Raw genomic sequence first — 1,203 nt, 5'->3', positions numbered from 1 at the left:
CCCACGGACGGGCCCACCGCCAGCGTCCCCGGCGATCCGGCGCCCACGCCTGAACGTTCCGTCAGGCCCATCCGCCGGCGCAGTCCCCGGGCCGCCACCGCGATCTGCTGGGCGGTGAGCCGGCCGCCCGCGTGACCGGGCAGCGCGGGATCGTGGACGACGAACCGGACCGTGTCACCGACCCGGGCGATCACCGGGATCCCGGCCCGGGTGAACCTGCCCATGGTGGTGGTGACATGGCCGACATGTGCGTTCAGTACCACAGGACGCGGCGGCACCTTCCAGGAGCCCAGTACGTCCAGCACCGCCTCGACCGCGCACTCCTCCAGCGTCTCCTCACCGATGCCGTCCGGGATCTCGGCCTGCCGGCGCCTTGTCTCGTCCCGCAGCCAGGAGCCCGGCAGGAACAACCGCCAGCTCACCGGGGTGTTGAGGGACTCCGAGGCGTACCACACGCCGAAGGCCCGCTGTCCGCGGAAGGTTCCCAGAACGGGATCGAGGACCTGGTCCACACCGACCGACAGATCGCCCGCCTTGGGGATCGGCATGGGATGCACCACCCAGGCCTGCGGCGGACTGAGCCGTGAGAGATGGCTCGCCAACGCCTCCCGGACGGGCTTCCAGTCCCAGGTGGAGCTGCTGATGAAGTGGTGCATGCTCTGTTCGGCCGCCGAACCGCCCATATGCGCGGCTATGTTACGGATGGACTTGCGGCCCTGGGTCTTCAGCGACCCGAGCAGATACAGCTCGCCTTTGCGCCGCTGGTCCCTTCTCGGGAAGGACGCGAACAGCACATCCGCCAGCTCCCTGGTCGCCGCCTCCCGCAGATCCCCGTGCTCTTCGACCGCCATCCGCCACCGGGCGCCGGCCACATCATGTACGGCCGCCGCACCCTCATCGAACGACACGGTCACTGTCTCCCCTTCTGGTGCTGAGATTTCGGTCCCGCTCAACACTGTCCGACCGGGCGCGCCGCGCCGAGGTGTGCCCACGCCCTAACAGGGCCTCCGTCCGGTGGTGGGAACACCTCGGGCACGTCAGCGCCTCCGGCCCGTCCGGCACGGCCCAGGTGCCGAGGCCACACCGGCCACACAGGTGTCGGTCGACAGGCTGCGGACCTGACGGTGCCGGGCGTCCCGGCTCCGTACCCGTTGCCGGCGTCTACGCGGCGAAGGTGGCCGGTTCGCCGATATGGGCCGCCGC

The 1,203-nt window shown here is 70.6% G+C and carries 1 protein-coding gene; it reads right to left on the bottom strand.

Annotation, left to right across the window (positions count from 1 at the left end):
• Positions 1-908, bottom strand: a 908-nt coding sequence (locus GA0115259_RS14280; protein ID WP_141716560.1) for an IS701 family transposase, incomplete at its 3' end; no start/stop codon positions are given.
• Positions 909-1,203 lie beyond the last annotated feature (295 nt).

It is taken from the genome of Streptomyces sp. MnatMP-M17 (assembly GCF_900091995.1).
GTDB lineage: Bacteria > Actinomycetota > Actinomycetes > Streptomycetales > Streptomycetaceae > Streptomyces.
Note: the sequence above shows the minus strand (reverse complement) of the source record. Positions and strands in the feature narration are given on the sequence as shown.